This window comes from Pollutimonas bauzanensis (genome assembly GCF_040393045.1).
Taxonomy (GTDB): Bacteria; Pseudomonadota; Gammaproteobacteria; order Burkholderiales; family Burkholderiaceae_B; genus Pollutimonas; species Pollutimonas bauzanensis_A.
Window position 1 is genome coordinate 1 of the sequence record NZ_JBEBUX010000083.1, and the last position, 17,761, is coordinate 17,761.

The following is a 17,761-nucleotide window of genomic DNA, read 5'->3' on the forward strand; positions in this document are numbered from 1 at the left end:
CGAGGCCGGGTAGCCCTGGCGTAGCACAGGGCCGCTAAGCGCTGAGCCAGTCCCAGCCCCTGTGGCAGCCGCCGCTCAAGAAATCGACAGACTCACAGCACAAAAAACAAACGTCTCAAGAAACCCGCAGACTCACAGCACAAAAAGCAAGCCAGCGCTAAAAAAAGCAAGTCACTTTCTACAAAGCAAACAACCCACTCAATATCTTTTTCACCGGAGCCGGCAACGCCGTAGCGCCCAATTCCGTCACCGGCACCCACGCCTGGCGCGGTCCAGGCTCGGCGACAACAGCACCGTCGCACACCACATGCCAAGGCTCTATATGCAGCTTGAAATGCGTAAACACATGCAAGAGGCCCGCCATTTTCTGAGATTCACGACAAGGCTGCCCCCAATTAGTACAGGCAACCTCCAGCGCTGCAACGTCGCCATACTGGGGCAGACTCCATAGTCCTCCCCATATGCCCGGGGATACCTGTTGCTCCAGCAGGATCTGGTCTTGCCGCTGCAGAATCAGCATTTTGCATTCGCGTTGCGGACTGGTTTTTTTAGGCTTGGGCGTGGGTAGCTCACTTTGCACGCCGTGAGTGTTGGCATAGCAGCTTGCTTGCAACGGACAGCGGGCGCAGTCGGGCTTGCCGCGGGTACAGCAATCCGATCCAAGATCCATCAGTCCTTGTGTATAGGCCGCCATATCCAGTGTGTCTGGTGCGGCGTGTACTGCTTCTTCGGCCGTCTTCCACAATAACTGTTCGGTTGCCCTCAGGCTGCTCACGCCGTAGATGCCGAAGTATCGGGTAAATACCCGTTTAACGTTGCCATCCATGATGGGGCTACGCTTGCCATAGGCGAATGCAGCAATGGCCGCTGCTGTCGAGCGTCCTATACCAGGCAAGGTGGCAATTTGTTCAGGGGATTCCGGGAATTGGCCTCCCCAATTGGTCGCTAATTCCTGTGCGCAGCGATGCAGGTTGCGCGCGCGGGCATAGTAGCCGAGCCCCGCCCAATAAGGCATTACCTCATCCTGTTCGGCTTCTGCCAGGACAGAAATCGTAGGGAACCGTTTCAGAAACCGTTCGTAATAGCCTATGACTGTGGTCACCTGCGTTTGCTGCAGCATGATTTCAGATAGCCATATTCGGTATGCGTCGCGCGTGTCCTGCCATGGCAAGTGGTGGCGGCCATGCTGTTTTTGCCAATCGACAATGGCCTTGGCAAAATCTGCCAGGCCGGGCCTTTCATTTAAATACATCAGAAACGTGTGTTGCGGGTAACGGACCAGCGGGCGGACAACGCAGCCAGAATGGCTATCACCACTACCGCCAGCAGCAGGTTCAGGGCTTCGGGCAGACGCAATACGACTTGGGTGCCATAGCTGTTGGCAAGGCGGGCCAGCGCTGCGTTCAAGGGGTTAAGCGCCAGAGCCGACAAGGCAATGGCAGCTATGCTGGAAATAACGCCAGTCAGGGCGCCAAGATATAAAAATGGACGGCGCACGAACGACTCTGTTGCGCCCACCAGGCGCGCAACTCCGATTTCCTCACGCTGGGTAAGTGCTTGCATGCGCACGGTATTGAATACCGTAGCCAACACCACAAGCGCTACGCCTAATGCCAATAGCCAGAGGCCTATGCGGACGAAACCCAGGATCGCTTCCAGGCGACGAACCCATTCGCTATCCAGTTGCACTACATCGACATGTTCCAGTTTGCGCCATTTTTCCGCCAACAGGCTGGCCTGTTTGGCCAAGTCGGGGCTTTCATGCAGGGTCACGACCACAGCGTCCGGCAGGGGGTTGCCAGGCAGCACGGATAGCGCATCGGCCCACGCGGGATTGGCTTTCAGTGTTTTCATGGCGTCCTCGCGCGCCACGACTCTTACTGTCTGGACTTCTTGCGAGTGTTCTTCTTGAAGCTGGCGCGCCAGCTCGGCTGCTTTATCGGGCTTGGCGCCAGGTTGCAAAAACAGCGTGACTTCTGGCGACACGGGTATCTGCTTTACGACAGGTTGCGCTGATACCAGCACTGACGCCGCAATAATGGGAATGGCCAATGTCAGGCTGATGACCAGAATATTGGACAAGGATGAAAACGGCTGGGACCATAGCCGGCGCAGCGCCGACAGGCAGGCATAACGATGCTGTCGCAACCAGCGGGTCATGGCTTTACCCCCAGCATGTCGGTGAATCGGCCTGCATCGATATGTAGGGTGCGGGAAGCATAAGAAGCCATAAGCGCACCGTCGTGCGAGGCGATCAATGTAGTGACGCCTACACGATTGAAGTCGCGGAATACTTCCATAATGCGGCGGGCGCTTTCTTTATCCAGATTGGCTGTGGGTTCGTCTGCAATCACGATAGCGGGACGGTTGACGATGGCGCGCGCAATCGCCAGGCGCTGCTGTTCGCCACCCGACATTTCCACAGGGTTGAGGTCTTCTTTGCCCGACAAGCCGACTTTTTCCATGGCGGCTCGGGCACGCGTGCCTGCCAGGCGAGGTTCCAGTCCGGCTATCGTCAAAGGCAATAAGACGTTATTGATGGCATTGCGGTCATACAGCAGATGGGTATCTTGCAAAATGACGCCGACTGCGCGGCGCAGATAGGGACGCGCCCGGGGAGGCATTTTGTCGATCCGATGGCCATTGACGTGGACCATGCCGCGGCTGGGTGGCTCCAGTCCGCCAATGAGCTTGAGCAGGGTGGACTTACCGGCCCCCGAAGGGCCCGATACAAATATGAACTCGCCGGCCTCTATCTTGAAGTTGATATCAGCCAGGATGTTTCGCCCTCGTCCGTACGATTTAAATACGTGCTGAAATTCGATCATAGTGACATTAATGTTAAGGCTTTAATAGTAAAGGCTTATGGTTTATGCGTAGCAGCGGGGCAGGCGCGGACAAATTAAGCCTAGCGACATGATGCCAGGAAACGCAAGGGATATCCCTCATGTTTTTAATGAATACCAACAGTTACGATTTGACCGCTAGCGGCAGAGTTGTAATTGTATGCCGTGTTGTCCAATCAGAATCACCGAAAGGGATCTTCTATGAAACTAATTAAAGCGGCCGCGCTAGGTGCTTCGCTGTTTTTCTTTGCCGCCGCGTCCAATGCTGGCGAAACCCTGGACGCCGTCAAGAAAAAAGGCTTTGTCCAATGTGGCACCCATACTGGTTTGCCGGGGTTTTCCATTGCAAACAGCAAAGGGGAATGGACGGGTATCGACGTTGATCTTTGTCGTGCCATTGCCGCCATGATGTTCGGTGATGCCACAAAATACAAGGCAGTGGCGCAAACCACCCAGCAACGCTTCACCGCATTGCAATCCGGTGAAATCGATGTCTTGACGCGCAATACCACGGCCACCATGACGCGTGACACCACCTTGGGTTTGATGACGCCGGGCATTAACTATTACGACAGCCAAGGCATTATGGTCAAGACCAGCCTGGGTGTTAAAAGCGCTAAAGAATTGGGCGGTGCTGCTGTCTGCGTGCAACCGGGCACAACGACCGAGCTGAACCTGGCGGACTGGTTCCGCGCCAACAAGCTTGAATTCAAACCTGTGGTTATCAACAATCCCGACGAAGCCATGCGTTCGTATGAAGCTGGCCGTTGCGATGCCTACACTACCGACAAGTCGGGCCTGGCTACCACGCGCTCTACCTTGTCCAAGCCTGATGACCACGTCATCTTGCCAGAAGACTTTTCCAAAGAACCGTTGGGCCCCATGGTGCGGCAGGGTGATGACCCCTGGTTCATGGTGGTGCGCTGGGCGCTTAACACCATGCTCGAAGCGGAAGAGTACGGTATAACGTCCAAAAACGTCGATGAAATGCTCAAGAGCCCCAACCCTAATATCCAGCGCATCCTGGGTGTAACAGGCGAAATGGGCAAGGGACTTGGGTTGGATAATAAATGGGCGTATAACATCATCAAGCAAGTCGGTAATTATGGCGAATCTTTCGCCCGTAATATCGGTACGGACTCGCCAATGAAGCTGGAACGCGGTCTTAACGCGCAATGGCGCGATGGCGGTTTGATGTACGGCTGGCCAGTACGCTAGGCGAGTCGTTTCTACACAAAAGCTGGGCCCGCAAGGCCCAGCTTTTGGCAATGGGAGTGCTGCGTCAGGGTCCCCAAATGATTCAATCCTTATGACGAAAAATACATCTTCGCCCCAGTCGCCAAAACGGCGCTTATCATGGAACGATCCTGGTATTCGCGCCCTTATTTACCAGGTTTTGATTCTTGGCGCCGTGGGGTTTGCAGTCTGGTATCTGGTTTCCAATACCTTGCATAATCTGGCTGTCCGCAACATATCAACCGGTTTTGCCTTTATTCATCGCGAAGCTGGCTTCGCGATCGGTGAATCGATTATTCCTTATACCCCGGCCGACACTTACGGCAGGGCCATCTGGGTGGGCCTGATCAACACACTGCGTGTATCGGTGGTGGGGATTATCGCCGCCACGTTGTTTGGCACGCTGCTGGGTATTGCGCGCCTATCCAAGAACTGGCTGCTATCGCGCGTTGCCAGCGTCTATATCGAAGTGATGCGCAACATTCCGTTGTTGCTACAACTCTTTTTCTGGTACGCCATCATTACTGAAAGCATGCCCGGCCCGCGCCAGGCACTGCACCCTATACCCGGCGTCTTCCTCTCGAACCGGGGGCTCAAGCTGCCTTCATTGCAGGGCGACGCCTTGGACTGGATCGTAGGCGGTCTGGCGATCGCCATCGTCGGCATCGTGCTTTTGGGGCATTGGGCGAAAAAGCGCCAAGAGGCCACCGGCAATATTTTCCCGCTGGGGCGTGTGGCGCTGGCCTTGCTGATTGTTTTTCCGGTGATTGGCTGGTTGATCAGCGGCGCATCGTTAACGCTCGAATTGCCCGTCCTGACTGGTTTTAATTTTAGCGGTGGTTTGTCGCTGTCGCCCGAATTTACGGCCTTGTTGGTAGGCCTGGTCATGTACACGTCGGCCTTTGTGGCCGAGGTGGTGCGATCAGGAATACAGTCGGTCAATCAAGGGCAATGGGAAGCGGCCGGCGCGATAGGATTGTCGCGTGCGCGCATGCTGCGCCTGGTCATCTTGCCGCAGGCGCTGCGCGTTATCGTACCGCCCATGACCAGTCAATACCTGAATCTGACCAAGAACAGTTCGCTGGCCGTGGCTATCGGCTATCCCGATATCGTTTCCGTGGTCAATACGACGCTTAACCAAACAGGGCAGGCTATCGAAGGCATTCTGATCATCATGGCGGCTTACCTTACCGTGAGCCTGTCGATTTCGATTTTCATGAACTGGTATAACAAGCGCATCGCGCTGGTGGAGCGCTAAATGAGCTTGAATACCTCAACGACACCAGAGCTTGCGCCGCCCTCTGCGCGACAAGGCACGGTTGCGTGGTTGCGGGCCAGTCTGTTTTCGTCGCCGCTCAACACGCTGCTTACCGTCCTGGTGGTGTGGCTGCTGCTGATGATCGTGCCTGCCATGGTCGAGTGGCTATTCATCAAGGCCAATTTCAATGCGACCAACGCGCAAGAATGCCGTGAGTCGGGCGGCGCATGTTGGGCATTCATTGCCGAAAAACATCGCCTGATTCTGTTCGGTATTTATCCTTACGACGAGCAGTGGCGGCCTTTGCTGGCCAGCCTCATCCTGATCGCGATCATTTTTTGCAGTTGCCTGCGCTGGTTCTGGAAGCCATGGTTGGGGCTGCTCTGGATAGTCGCGCTCACCTCGGTGGCGGGCTTGATGTGGGGCGGCATATTTGGCTTGAGCTATGTCGAAAACGATAGGTGGGGCGGCCTGCCGCTTACCCTCATATTGGCTACCTTTGGCATCGCCTTTGCTTTTCCGTTCGGCTTGCTGCTTGCTCTGGGCCGGCGTTCCCATATGCCGGCGGTCAAAGCCTTGTGCGTGGTCTATATTGAACTCATACGGGGCGTGCCGCTGATCAGCCTGCTGTTCATGTCTTCAGTCATGCTGCCTTTGTTCTTGCCTGAGGGCTTCAGTATCGACAAGCTGTTGCGCGCGCAAATAGCCATTATCATGTTCGCCGCGGCATATATTGCCGAAACGGTGCGCGGAGGCCTACAGGCCATACCGAAGGGGCAATACGAGGGTGCGGAATCCTTGGGCCTGGGCTATTGGCAGCAAATGCGCAAGATCATCCTGCCGCAGGCGCTTAAGGTCGTTATTCCACCATTGGTCGGGATTTTTATTTCGCTTTTCAAAGATACCTCGCTGGTTGTCATTATCGGTATTTTCGACTTGACCCAGGCTGCCAAGACGGCGGTTGCGGATGCCGCATGGCGCGGCTTCAGCGCCGAAGCCTATCTTTTTATCGCCTTTATTTATTTTATTTTCTGCTTCTCCATTTCCCGCTATAGCCAGTCGCTGGAAAAGCATTTGCAGACAGGACATCAACGTTGATCAACATGACTTGTGCAACTATGCAGGCGTCGATTCAAACAAGGGAGTACAGACATGTCTGAGGCCATTATTCGCCTAGAGGATGTCAATAAGTGGTTTGGGCAGTTTCACGTTTTGCGCAACATCAATCTGAATGTTGGCAAGGGCGAACGAATTGTCATTTGCGGGCCTTCCGGCTCAGGCAAATCCACCATGATACGTTGCATCAATCGATTGGAAGAGCACCAGCAAGGCAGCATTGTTGTCGATGGCGTAGAACTCACCAACGACTTGAAGCAGATCGAAGCCATCCGCCGCGACGTGGGCATGGTGTTTCAGCACTTCAATCTTTTTCCCCACCTGACTGTGCTCGAGAACCTGACGCTGGGTCCGGTGTGGGTATTGAAGCAGTCCAAGGCCCAGGCTGAAGCGGCAGCCATGAAATACCTCGAGCGGGTGCGTATTCCGGATCAGGCGGCCAAATATCCCGGCCAACTATCTGGCGGTCAGCAACAGCGTGTCGCGATAGCCCGGTCGTTATGCATGAATCCAAAAATCATGCTGTTTGATGAACCGACGTCGGCACTCGACCCCGAAATGGTCAAGGAAGTGCTGGATGTCATGGTGGGGTTGGCCGAGGAAAGCGGAATGACCATGTTGTGTGTAACGCACGAAATGGGTTTTGCGCGCAAAGTCGCCGACCGCGTCATTTTTATGGATCAGGGCGAGATCATCGAGGAAAATACCCCCGACGCTTTCTTTGATAATCCCCAGAACGAGCGCACCAAGCTATTCCTTAGCCAGATATTGCATTAATTGTTGTCATAGCCGTATATCGTTATCGCGCACATGCCGCAAATGGTGTACGGTTATGTCTCTAAATATTTTATGACAAGGTGTTTCGAATTATGTTGCCTGCTTTGAAATCATGGTCCGCTGCGGCATTGGCGGCTTGCTTAGTTTTTTCCGCAGCTGCAACGCCCGCCGCCGCGGAAGAATTCCCCTCCAAACCCATCACATTCATTGTGCCCTATGCCCCGGGTGGCCCCTTGGACGGCATGGCGCGGTTGCTGGCTGAAAAAGTGCAGCCGGATCTGGGGACGATCATTGTCGAGAACCGTCCAGGGGCGGGCGGCAATATCGGCGCAAGCATTGCCGCCAAGGCCAAGCCGGATGGCCATACTCTGGTTATGGGTGCTGTCGCCATCAATGCGATCAACCCTTGGCTGTATGAAAAACTGCCGTTCGACCCCGTGAAAAGCTTCGAGCCAGTGACCCTGGTGGCATCGGTGCCGAATGTGCTGATCCTAAATGACGAGTTTGCCAAGGCTAATAACATCAACTCGGTTTCTGATCTGGTCGACTATGCCAAGAAACACGCTGATCAATTGAACTTTGCCTCGGGTGGCAATGGCAGCGCCGGACATTTGGCCGGCGAGCTGTTGAATGTTCGTGCCGGTATCAAGACGGTACATGTGCCTTATGCCGGGGCATCTCCTGCCAAACTGGCTTTGCTGGCCGGTCAGGTCAACTTTATGTTTGATAATCTGGCATCCGCAGCGCCGCTGATCGCAGAAAACAAGGTGAAGGCTTTGGCCGTCACGACAACAGAACGGTCGTCGGCCTTGCCTGACTTGCCGACGATGCAGCAATCAGGTATCGCCAATTTTGATTTGGGCACCTGGTTTGGCGTGTTTACTACAGGCGGCACACCCAAGGCCGTGGTAGATAAGCTGAGCGCAGCCTATGCAAAGGCGCTGCAGGATCCCGCCGTACGCAAGAATCTGTTAACAATGGGGTCGGACGCCAAGCCGATGACGTCTGCTGAGTTTGCTGAATTGGTTAAGCACGATCTGGCCAAGTACAAGGAAATCGTTGAGGTGTCTGGCGCCAAGCTGTTTTAATTGTGGGTTAACGCTAGTTCAGCACTTCCACAGTGCGGCTTTTGAACAAATAGAGCGTCCAAGAGGGCGCTCTATTTGTTTCCAGAGTGTAGGAATGTCAAAAATAGTAAAAAAAAAGCGCTTCGAACCAAAATGTAACACTTGGCGCTTGCCCCGCTTGCTAGGATAGTGGCCGGCAGAGATCACCCTGCTCATCTATGGGATAAGGAGAATTACATGAAAGTATCTATGCGTGCGAGCCGAATTGCTTCGTGCATCGGGATTGTGGCGTTGATGGCAGGTTGCGCCAGTTTAGAAGGCATGGGCACTGGTGGGAAAACCGCTGTCGGTGCTGGCGCAGGTGCTGCAGTAGGCGCAGGCCTGGGCGCACTGATCGGCGATAGCAGCAAGGCTGCGATGATAGGCGCGGGTATCGGCGCTGTTGCCGGTGGTGTTGCAGGCTATAACTGGGCTGGCGTCAAGAATGACGTGGAAAAGTCCGGCGCCAGCAGCTTGGGTGTGGATGTCACGGAAATGCCTGACGGCACCTTACGTGTGAACATTCCCAGCAACGTTTCGTTTGATACTGGCAAGTACGCATTGAAGGCGCCTTTGTTGCCTGTGCTGGATAGTGTTGCGCGCGCGTTGGTGCAGCATCCCGAATTGCGGGCCAAGTCGATCGGCTATACCGACAGTACTGGTTCGGCTGCCACAAACCAGACCTTGTCGGTTAATCGCGCTCGTGCTGTCGCCAACTATTTGACGCAGCAAGGTGTTCCTACCGCGAACCTGACTGCCGAAGGGCGCGGGCCTAACAACCCGGTCGCTGACAACAGTACTGCTGACGGCCGTGCAATGAACCGCCGTGTCGAGCTGTATCTGTACGCGATCCAGAAGTAAGCCTACTTCGTAGTCGTCGCAACAAAGCTAGTTGCAGCAAAGCGCCCCTTTCGGGGCGCTTTGTTGTTTTATAGCACGCGTCGGCGTCAGACTTGCTGGTAAATGTTTCCGCCGTTTTTCATAAACTCCAGTGCCTTTTCCTGCATGCCGGTTTGCAAGGCATTTTGGTTATCCAGCCCCTTGCTGCGTGCATATTCGCGTACGTCCTGCGTGATCTTCATACTGCAGAAATGCGGGCCGCACATCGAGCAGAAGTGGGCGACTTTCATGGAGTCCTTGGGCAGGGTCTCGTCATGAAAGTCTTTGGCTGTGTCGGGGTCTAATCCCAGGTTGAACTGATCGTCCCAGCGGAACTCGAACCTTGCTTTGGACAACGCGTTGTCCCGTATGGCTGCGCCTGGATGTCCTTTAGCCAGATCAGCGGCATGGGCGGCAATCTTGTAGGTAATGATGCCGTCTTTGACGTCTTTTTTATTTGGCAAGCCCAGATGCTCTTTGGGCGTCACGTAGCACAGCATGGCGGTGCCATACCACCCGATCAGTGCGGCGCCTATGCCGGATGTGATGTGATCGTAGCCGGGCGCGATATCGGTGGTCAGCGGCCCTAAGGTATAGAAGGGTGCTTCATGGCAATGTTCCAGCTGCATGTCCATGTTTTCCTTGATCAGATGCATAGGCACATGACCTGGCCCTTCGACCATGACTTGCACATCATGCTTCCAGGCGACCTGAGTCAGCTCGCCCAGCGTTTTCAATTCAGCGAACTGCGCTTGGTCATTGGCGTCGTAGCCGGAACCCGGGCGCAAACCGTCGCCTAAAGAAAAGCTGACATCGTAAGTCTTCATAATGTCGCAAATTTCTTCAAAGCGTTCATATATAAAGCTTTCCTTATGGTGCGCCAGACACCATTTGGCCATGATGGAACCACCGCGCGACACAATGCCTGTCATGCGGTCTGCAGTCATGGGGATGAAAGGCAGGCGCACGCCGGCATGGATGGTGAAGTAATCGACGCCTTGCTCGGCTTGCTCGATGAGCGTATCGCGGAAAATCTCCCAAGTCAGGTCCTCGGCCTTGCCATCGACTTTTTCCAGCGCCTGGTAAATGGGCACTGTACCTATGGGGACCGGTGAGTTCCGTATGATCCACTCTCGGGTTTCGTGGATGTTTTTACCCGTGGACAAATCCATCACCGTATCGCCGCCCCAGCGAATTGCCCAGGTCATTTTTTCGACCTCTTCGCTAATACTTGAATTCAAGGCCGAATTGCCGATATTGGCGTTGATCTTTACCAAAAAATTACGGCCTATGACCATAGGCTCAATTTCTGGATGATTGATGTTTGCCGGCAATATAGCCCGGCCTTTGGCGATTTCCTCGCGCACGAAGTCCGGCGTAATCGAAGCAGGAATCGATGCGCCGAACGGCTGGCCCGGATGCTGGCGCAATAGTCGCTGGGCCAGTCTTTCCCCATCGGGGCCGCTGGCGCGGAGCTGCTCAACATAATGTTCTCGCCGAAGATTTTCGCGAATAGCAACGAACTCCATTTCGGGAGTGATGATGCCTCGTCGCGCATAGTGCATTTGTGACACATTTGCGCCTGCCTTGCCGCGACGCGGCGGGCGCTGCAGCCCGAAGCGCATGGCGGTCAGCTTGGGATCCTGAAGGCGCGCCTGGCCATAATTGCTGGTGGGGCCGCCAAGTTCTTCCGTATCGTTGCGTTCTTGTATCCAGGCGCTGCGGACGGCGGGAAGGCCTTTGCGTATGTCGATGTGGACTGACGGGTCAGTATAAGGGCCGCTGGTGTCATAAACGATCAGGGGTGGGTTGGATTCGCCGCCGAACATGGTGGGCGTATCGCTTTGGGATACCTCGCGGAACGGCACCCGGATATCAAGCCGGGATCCAGTCTGGTACGTTTTGCGTGATTGGGGAAGGGGGGCGATGGCGGCTGCATCGACTTGTGCCGTATCGGCGGAAAAATGGGGGTTGGTGTTCAAGACTTGCTCCAAAAATATAAATAATGGAGCCGATAGGGAATAGACCGGCGATACGAGAGGTATCGGTCGGCACGCTCCCAGCATCGGCATTATCCGTACTGGTACGAAGGGTTTTATCTCAATCCGTTGGATTCAACGAATACCCCTGCGTGGAGCGAGTATATAGGTTTAAGTCAGGAACTGCCAGGAAGCGTCTGCTATGACTTCATCATCAGGAGGGCCGTATTCTCCAGGGCTTCTCGCTGTTCTTTAGTAAGTGTCCAATATTTCTCTGGCGATATCTTGGAAAAAGGCCAGGTGGGTCGCGAGGATGAGGACTCGTTCAGGTGATACGCCGTTGGCGTATCCGAATTGACCGGTAGAGGATCCATGGGGCCGGAGCCCGTTGCCAGCCACATTGGATTCACGGCCAGCGCTTCGGCCATGCCAAAAATGTCTTTTGTTGTTTTCCGCGTGCCATTTTCGTAATTGGCGATGGCGCTTTGCGAAAGCCCACAACTGCGGGCAAGCGTGGCCTGGCTCAGGTTGCGCTTGCTACGGATGCTGCGAAGACGTTCGGCGAAAGTAGTCACGTTTGTGATTGAACAAAATAATTCAATCACGTTGGTGATAATATAGATTTCGATTGTGATAATATGTTATGAAATATAGTAAGTGTTTGTATCTATTGTTTATCTACTGGAATAGTTATGTCGATTCGCCCTGTGATTCTCTTCTTCGCGCCGCAGCGGCACGACGGCCAGGCCCATTTTCCGATGGCATCCATGAGGGATTACGGCCTGGAAAGCCAGCCGTGCTCCGATATCAAAGAGCTCTACAGCCAGGTGCAGTTTCACCATGCTAAAAAGGGGGTGCGGGTGCTGGTCGTATTGGATGGTGCCGCCGCCGATAACAGCATCGTTGCCGCCTACGTGCGGGCCTTATACCCGTCGATCGGCATCATTTCACTGGTTGCTTCGAATAGCCAGTCGGAATTGTTGCTGGCAATGCGTAGCGGGGCCGATAACTATTGCCTGCGCGATGCGTCGTTCGAACTATTGCTTGCAATGTTATTGCGCTTATTGTCGCGGGCAGACGGTTCGGCGTTTCTGGCCGAGCCCATGGCGCCACCTCCGCCTGTAGACAGGCCGGGTTTCTGGGCCATGCACGAACACGGTTGGGTACTGTCGGGGCCTCAGCAACAGCGTATTCCCCTTACCACCGCCGAACGCGCTTTTCTGACTACGCTTTTTGCCCAGCCCGAATTACGCGCTTCGCATCGGCAACTGATCGATGCCGTTAACAACAGCAGTGCGCCTTCGCCGCCAGCCTATCCAGGCCGCCTGGGGCTGCTGGTTAGTCGTTTACGGCGAAAGCTGCGCGAACATGGCACCGATGCGCCATTAAAGTCGCTACACCGCTGGGGCTATATGTTTACCGGGCCGGTACTGTAGTTGCTGTCTTAACGCTGATAACGGTGTATCGACAAATCGTCGCTGCGTATGGCGGTGGGTTTCCCCGATACGATGTCGGCAAGCAATTGACCGCTGCCGCATGCCATGGTCCAGCCTAAGGTACCGTGGCCCGTATTCAGAAAAAGGTTGCTGTAGCTCGTAGTGCCGATAATTGGGGTGCTGTCCGGGGTTTTAGGCCGCAGGCCTGTCCAGAACGACACATCCCCAGCGGCACGAGCGCCAGGAAATAAATCATCTACCACCATTTCCAGCGTTTTCTGTCGTTTCGGGTTCAGGCTCAGGTCGTAGCCGGCGATCTCGGCCATGCCCCCCACGCGTATGCGTTTGTCGAAACGGGTAATGGCTATTTTGTAGGACTCATCCAGCAATGTAGATACTGGTGCGCGGCTTTCATCGGCGATGGGCACGGTAATCGAATAGCCCTTCATTGGATAAACCGGTACTGATTCCAGCCCTTTCAGGAGGCGAGGCGAATAAGACCCCAGCGCCACTACATAGGCATCAGCCTGCATTAGCCTGCCGTCGCACTGCACCCCCGAAATGCGCCCGCCGCCCACATGCAATTGCTGCACATTGACGCCGTAGTGGAACTCAACCCCCAGTTTCCTGGCTTCTTCGGTGAGCCGGGTCGTAAATATATGGCAGTCACCTGTTTCGTCGCCAGGCAGACGCAAGCCGCCAACCAGCTTCCCGCGGGAATAGGCCAGTGCCGGTTCGGCCTGGGGCAAGTCTTCCCGCCCGAGTAGTTCGTAGCGCATTCCCGCTTCTTTAAGAACGGCAATGTCTTGCGCAACGGCGTCGAGTTGTTGCTGCGTACGGAATACCTGCAGCGTGCCTTGCTGACGACCTTCGTATTCGATACCGATGGCCTGGCGCAGTTCGTTCAGGCATGCCCCGCTGTAGCTTGACATCCTGACCAGGCGCTCTTTGTTGACGGCATAGCGGCTAGCGGTACAGTTGCGCCACATCTGGTACATCCATTGCAATTGGAATAAGCTGCCGTCAGGGCGGATGGAGAGGGGAGGATGTTTGGCAAACATCCATTTAATGGCTTTCAGGGGCACACCGGGCGCTGCCCAGGGCGATGAATAGCCGTAAGATATTTGGCCAGCGTTGCCGAAGCTGGTCTCCAGTGCGGAAGCAGGCTGGCGCTCAAGCACGGTAACGTCGTGTCCTTGCCGGGCCAGATAATAGGCACTACTGACGCCTACCACCCCAGCGCCTAGAACAATGATTTTCATTTTTAAGCCATTGATGTTGAATTTCTACGATGGTAAGCCACTGTGTCCAGTGTTTTTTTTTGAAGAATGTAGTTTTCCAGTCATTTATCCTGTAAAAAAATATTTTCAGCAGGTTTTCAGCAATAATTGCTACAGATGCCGGATTGGCTTAATTACCGGGCCTGCACAGGCGAAATTGCAGAGGAAAAAAGTGCGAATACAACGGAATCCCGTTTATACATTAGATAAACTTGACAGGAATATTCTTGATTTGCTGCAGCGTGATGGCCGCATGTCCATGACGGACCTGGCCGAGCGAGTGGGGCTTACGGTCACGCCCTGCATAGAGCGAGTCAAGCGCATGGAGCGGGACGGCGTGATTACCGGTTACTACGCCAGGGTGGCCCCGACGGCGCTGGATGCGGGTTTGCTGGTGTTCGTGGAAATTTCCATGTCCAGCAAGTCAGACCGCACTTTTGACGATTTTCGGCGGGAAATACTCTGCATACCCCAAGTGCAAGAGTGCCATTTGGTATCGGGTGATTTTGATTATCTCGTTAAGGCGCGCATCAAGGAAATCAGTCAGTACCGCAGTTTGCTGGGCGACATCCTTCTGCGTTTGCCAGGCGTTACCCAAACCAAGAGCTGCGTGGTCATGGAAGAGGTCAAGGAGACCTTGTTTATTGCTGCCCAAAAGTAGGGCGCCTTAGGCTTGGCGCCTATCGATGACCCGGACTCGACGTAGCGCTGCGGATGAAGACCATATTATCCCGATGCATGAGTTCTGCGTCTGACATGCTGCCCAGGATTTCCGCGATGCGATTGCTTGGCTGGCGCATGATGCGCCGAGCATCTGCCGAAGAGTAATTGATGAGCCCGCGGCCGCATTCGACACCATGCTGGTCAACACAGGCCACGACATCCCCGCGCTCGAATTCCCCTTCTACTGCGCTTACACCGATAGCCAGCAGGCTTTTATGGCCTTCGGTCAAGGCTTGCACGGCGCCGTTGTCCAGCGTAACGCGGCCGCGCAGGCGCAAATGATTGGCCAGCCATCGCTGACGGGCGGAGCGCACGGGCAAAATGGCGCGTAGCTCGGTGCCGATTTGTTCGCCTTGGGCTAATCGCAGCAGAACGTTGGATTCCCGCCCGGATGCAATAACCGTATGGCCACCGCTATTGGCAGCGCGCTTGGCGGCAAGCACTTTGGTCAGCATGCCGCCTGTGCCGATACTGCTGCCTGATCCGCCAGCCATGGCTTCCAGCGCCGGATCGCCGGCTTGGCCGAGGGAGATGAATTCCGCATCGGGATTTTGCCGAGGGTCGGCGCTGTACAGCCCCGACTGATCGGTCAGGATGATCAAGGCCTCGGCCTCGATGAGGTTGGTGACCAGGGCGCCCAGCGTGTCGTTGTCGCCAAGGCGGATTTCGTCGGTCACCACGGTGTCGTTCTCGTTGACGATGGGGACGACACCCAGCCCAAGCAGAGTGTAGAGCGTGCTGCGGGCGTTAAGGTAGCGGCGCCGGTCAGCCAGGTCTTCATGAGTAAGCAGGATTTGCGCCGTGCGAATACCGTGCTTGGCGAAGGCCACTTCGTAGGCCTGGATCAGCCCCATTTGGCCCACAGCCGCGGCCGCTTGCAATTCGTGCATCGCATTGGGGCGGCGAGGCCATCCCAGACGGGCCATGCCCTCGGCAATAGCGCCGCTGGAAACCAGCACCATTTGCTTGCCTTGCGCATGCAGGCTGGCGATTTGTTCGGCCCATTGGGCTACGGCCGTGACGTCTATGCCCTTACCTTCGTTGGTAACGAGCGAAGAGCCTACTTTGACGACCAGGCGTTTAGCCTGCGCAACGGCGGACGGCGTGATAGAAGAAGCGGACATGACACCAACAGCAAAGATTACGTGTTATCGGGCAGAGAAGGGCTAGAACGTGTGTCGTCAAAGCGCGGGTCTTCGGCGATGTAGCTGCCGTCGGCTTTATCTTGTTCGGTATGGGCTTTGCGGCTTTCAGCATCGAGCCAGTCTTGCAGATGCCATATCAACTGCTGGGTCCCTTCGCCGTTCAGGGCGGAAATACTGAATACGGGACCGGTCCAGTCCAGCGCTTTACATAGGCGCTCTTGCGCTTCTTCAGGGTTGTCCACCATATCGAGCTTGTTCAGAACCAGCCAGCGCGGTTTTTCGTAGAGATCGTTATCGTAAAGGCGCAGTTCTTCGGCAATGGCGCGCGCGTCTTTTGCCGCTTGTTCGATAGCGTCGGTATCAGGATCGGGTGAGGATACATCTACCAGATGCAGTAGCACGCGCGTGCGGGAAAGATGGCGTAAAAACAGATGGCCCAGGCCGGCCCCTTCAGAGGCGCCTTCGATAAGGCCAGGGATATCGGCAATGACGAAACTGCGCGAAGGCGAGGTGCGAACTACGCCAAGGTTCGGGTGCAGGGTGGTAAAAGGATAGTCGGCAATTTTTGGCCGTGCATTGGAAACTTTGCTGATCAGGGTGGACTTGCCGGCGTTGGGCAGGCCCAGCAAGCCGACGTCGGCCAATACCTTGAGTTCAAGGCGCAGCTTGCGCTGTTGGCCTTCAGTACCTTGGGTCGATTGCTTGGGGGCGCGGTTGGTGCTGGATTTGAAATGCAGGTTACCCAAGCCGCCGTGGCCTCCGGCCGCCAGCGTTACTTGTTCGTTATGGCGATCCAGATCGAATAATTGTTCGCCGGTTTCTGCGTCGAAAACGGTTGTCCCTACAGGGACGCGCAATGTGATATCGGGGGCGGCAGCGCCATATTGGTCGGAGCCGCGGCCGTTTTCGCCGTTTTTGCCGCGATGCAAGCGGGCATAGCGGTAGTCGATGAGTGTATTGATATTGCGGTCGGCTACGGCATAGATGCTGCCTCCGCGCCCGCCATCGCCGCCGTCAGGGCCGCCTCTGGGAATGAATTTTTCGCGGCGAAAGCTCGCTGCGCCATTGCCGCCTTTGCCAGCGATGACTTCGATGGTTGCTTCGTCTACGAATTTCATGTTCAGATAACTTTAAAAAAACAGCGGGTAAAAGGCGCAGTCTGGGGTGCGCCGGCAAGCGGGGCTAGCCTGGATATTCTAAAACAAAAAAGCCCCGCCTTTATGGCAGGGCTTTCGCGGGTCTGCTTACCGAAATTTATTCGGCTGCAATAACCGAAACGGTACGCTTGTTAAGTGCGCCACGGATGGCGAATTTAACGGTGCCGTCAACCAGCGAAAACAGGGTGTGGTCTTTGCCGATACCAACGTTCGTGCCGGGGTGGAACTGAGTGCCACGCTGACGAACAATGATCGAACCTGCCGAGATAGATTCACCGCCGTAGGTTTTTACACCTAGTCGTTTCGATTCTGAGTCGCGGCCGTTGCGCGTAGAGCCGCCGCCTTTTTTCTGTGCCATGTTTAGCTCCTGCTATACAAATCCGTTGAGACTACCGTTAGGCCGTAATGGCTACGATTTGGAGTTCGGTGTAATTTTGACGATGGCCTTGACGCTTTTGGTAGTGCTTACGGCGACGCATCTTGAAAATTTTGACCTTGTCGTGGCGGCCTTGCGCAAGAACGGTTGCTGTAACCAGGGCACCAGCGACCAAAGGCGTACCAATTTGTAATTGTTCGCCTTCGCCAACCGATAATACCTGGTCTAGCGTGATTTCTTGCCCAATGTCTGCCGGTATCTGTTCTATCTTTAGTTTTTGACCTGCAGCAACACGATACTGTTTGCCGCCGGTTTTTATGACCGCGTACATGTGGGAATTCCTAAATAAAAGCCTTGGCCAAAATGCCAAGCTCACGATTCTAGCGCGTTGGGGTTTGTTGTGTCAACTTCTGGCGGTGGAATTGTATGTTAAGTCAAGAGGTTACC

At 55.1% G+C, this 17,761-nt stretch carries 18 protein-coding genes; 8 read left to right on the forward strand and 10 right to left on the reverse strand.

What is annotated here, in order from left to right:
• Positions 1-178 precede the first annotated feature (178 nt).
• Genes mutY through ABWO67_RS13095 form a run of 3 tightly spaced genes read right to left on the reverse strand, consistent with a single transcriptional unit; the run spans position 179 to position 2,828 of the window.
• Positions 179-1,252, reverse strand: a complete 1,074-nt coding sequence (gene mutY, locus ABWO67_RS13085) for an A/G-specific adenine glycosylase (protein WP_353152176.1) — start codon at positions 1,250-1,252, stop codon at positions 179-181.
• Positions 1,252-2,160 carry a cell division protein FtsX gene (locus ABWO67_RS13090; RefSeq protein ID WP_353152178.1) on the reverse strand — a complete coding sequence of 303 codons (909 nt, stop codon included), beginning with the start codon at positions 2,158-2,160 and terminating at the stop codon, positions 1,252-1,254. The genes mutY and ABWO67_RS13090 overlap by 1 nt, the downstream gene beginning before the upstream one ends.
• The gene (locus ABWO67_RS13095) at positions 2,157-2,828 is read right to left on the reverse strand and encodes a cell division ATP-binding protein FtsE (RefSeq protein WP_353152180.1); all 672 of its coding nucleotides are present in this window, start codon (positions 2,826-2,828) and stop codon (positions 2,157-2,159) included. The genes ABWO67_RS13090 and ABWO67_RS13095 overlap by 4 nt, the downstream gene beginning before the upstream one ends.
• A gap of 219 nt (positions 2,829-3,047) precedes the next feature.
• Here ABWO67_RS13095 and ABWO67_RS13100 point away from each other — a divergent pair, with 219 nt between their 5' ends.
• From ABWO67_RS13100 to ABWO67_RS13125, 6 genes are all read left to right on the forward strand, one after another.
• Positions 3,048-4,064, forward strand: a complete 1,017-nt coding sequence (locus ABWO67_RS13100; protein ID WP_353152182.1) for an amino acid ABC transporter substrate-binding protein — start codon at positions 3,048-3,050, stop codon at positions 4,062-4,064.
• Between the two features lie 91 nt (positions 4,065-4,155).
• Positions 4,156-5,340, forward strand: a complete 1,185-nt coding sequence (locus ABWO67_RS13105) for an amino acid ABC transporter permease (protein ID WP_353152184.1) — start codon at positions 4,156-4,158, stop codon at positions 5,338-5,340.
• Positions 5,341-6,438, forward strand: coding sequence for an amino acid ABC transporter permease (locus ABWO67_RS13110; RefSeq protein ID WP_353152186.1), 1,098 nt, complete (start codon positions 5,341-5,343; stop codon positions 6,436-6,438).
• Positions 6,439-6,492: 54 nt separating this feature from the next.
• Positions 6,493-7,233, forward strand: a complete 741-nt coding sequence (locus ABWO67_RS13115) for an amino acid ABC transporter ATP-binding protein (protein WP_353152188.1) — start codon at positions 6,493-6,495, stop codon at positions 7,231-7,233.
• Between the two features lie 92 nt (positions 7,234-7,325).
• A complete protein-coding gene (locus tag ABWO67_RS13120; RefSeq protein ID WP_353152190.1) occupies positions 7,326-8,321 on the forward strand; it encodes a Bug family tripartite tricarboxylate transporter substrate binding protein in 996 nt (331 codons plus the stop codon).
• Between the two features lie 216 nt (positions 8,322-8,537).
• Entirely contained in the window at positions 8,538-9,200 is a 663-nt protein-coding gene (locus ABWO67_RS13125) for a YiaD family glycine zipper/OmpA-like lipoprotein (protein ID WP_353152192.1), read from the forward strand.
• A gap of 86 nt (positions 9,201-9,286) precedes the next feature.
• On the opposite strand, the gene thiC is transcribed toward ABWO67_RS13125, so the two are convergent.
• Together thiC and ABWO67_RS13135 are read right to left on the reverse strand one after the other, a co-directional pair.
• Positions 9,287-11,200, reverse strand: a complete 1,914-nt coding sequence (gene thiC / locus ABWO67_RS13130) for a phosphomethylpyrimidine synthase ThiC (protein WP_353152194.1) — start codon at positions 11,198-11,200, stop codon at positions 9,287-9,289.
• 197 nt (positions 11,201-11,397) lie between these two features.
• Positions 11,398-11,772: a helix-turn-helix domain-containing protein gene (locus tag ABWO67_RS13135; RefSeq protein ID WP_353152196.1), complete on the reverse strand. Its 375-nt coding sequence runs from the start codon at positions 11,770-11,772 to the stop codon at positions 11,398-11,400.
• Between the two features lie 117 nt (positions 11,773-11,889).
• On the opposite strand from ABWO67_RS13135, the gene ABWO67_RS13140 reads away from it, so the two are divergent.
• Positions 11,890-12,633 carry a winged helix-turn-helix domain-containing protein gene (locus ABWO67_RS13140; RefSeq protein WP_353152198.1) on the forward strand — a complete coding sequence of 248 codons (744 nt, stop codon included), beginning with the start codon at positions 11,890-11,892 and terminating at the stop codon, positions 12,631-12,633.
• An 8-nt stretch (positions 12,634-12,641) separates the two neighbouring features.
• Here the strand turns inward: ABWO67_RS13140 and ABWO67_RS13145 are convergent, their stop codons facing one another.
• Positions 12,642-13,895 (reverse strand): D-amino acid dehydrogenase, encoded by a 1,254-nt coding sequence (locus ABWO67_RS13145; protein ID WP_353152200.1) that lies wholly within the window; start codon positions 13,893-13,895, stop codon positions 12,642-12,644.
• A gap of 190 nt (positions 13,896-14,085) precedes the next feature.
• On the opposite strand from ABWO67_RS13145, the gene ABWO67_RS13150 reads away from it, so the two are divergent.
• Positions 14,086-14,574 (forward strand): Lrp/AsnC ligand binding domain-containing protein, encoded by a 489-nt coding sequence (locus tag ABWO67_RS13150; protein WP_353152202.1) that lies wholly within the window; start codon positions 14,086-14,088, stop codon positions 14,572-14,574.
• 19 nt (positions 14,575-14,593) lie between these two features.
• On the opposite strand, the gene proB is transcribed toward ABWO67_RS13150, so the two are convergent.
• From proB to rplU, 4 genes are all read right to left on the reverse strand, one after another.
• Entirely contained in the window at positions 14,594-15,760 is a 1,167-nt protein-coding gene (proB, locus tag ABWO67_RS13155) for a glutamate 5-kinase (RefSeq protein ID WP_353152204.1), read from the reverse strand.
• Between the two features lie 17 nt (positions 15,761-15,777).
• Complete coding sequence (gene obgE, locus ABWO67_RS13160; protein WP_353152206.1) at positions 15,778-16,899, reverse strand: GTPase ObgE; 1,122 nt, start codon at positions 16,897-16,899, stop codon at positions 15,778-15,780.
• Between the two features lie 136 nt (positions 16,900-17,035).
• The gene (gene rpmA / locus ABWO67_RS13165) at positions 17,036-17,296 is read right to left on the reverse strand and encodes a 50S ribosomal protein L27 (protein WP_353152208.1); all 261 of its coding nucleotides are present in this window, start codon (positions 17,294-17,296) and stop codon (positions 17,036-17,038) included.
• Positions 17,297-17,333: 37 nt separating this feature from the next.
• The gene (gene rplU, locus ABWO67_RS13170) at positions 17,334-17,645 is read right to left on the reverse strand and encodes a 50S ribosomal protein L21 (protein ID WP_353152210.1); all 312 of its coding nucleotides are present in this window, start codon (positions 17,643-17,645) and stop codon (positions 17,334-17,336) included.
• Between the last annotated feature and the right edge of the window lie 116 nt (positions 17,646-17,761).